Annotated in this window: 1 protein-coding gene; it reads left to right on the plus strand. The window is 40.7% G+C overall.

Translation table 11 applies throughout. The features are described 5' to 3' along the window. Positions 1–102: 102 nt before the first annotated feature. The coding region (locus tag GPK49_RS09410) for a stalk domain-containing protein (protein WP_318283891.1) at positions 103–302 on the plus strand (200 nt) is incomplete at its 3' end.

Below are 302 nucleotides of genomic sequence, written 5' to 3' on the forward strand. Positions count from 1 at the left end.
AAATTGGGGTGTTCGATTTGATGAAATCGTATTTTTACTGTGGTAAAATACGGATAATTCAATCAATCATTTATCTGAAATAAAAATCAAGGAGGAGATACTATGAAGAAGAAAAGAATTATGACTGCACTGCTGACAACGGCAATGGTATTCGGTGCTGTTCCGACAGCTTTTGCAGCTGACAACATCACTGTAACGGTGGATGGCCAAAAAGTAAGTTTTGGTGACCAGCAGCCTGTGAATATCAATGGGCGTGTTATGGTTCCGGTAAGAGCAGTGGCAGAAAAAATGGGCTGGGATGT

The organism is Clostridium sp. MCC345 (assembly GCF_018785345.1).
GTDB classification, from domain to species: domain Bacteria; phylum Bacillota; class Clostridia; order Lachnospirales; family Anaerotignaceae; genus Anaerotignum_A; species Anaerotignum_A faecicola.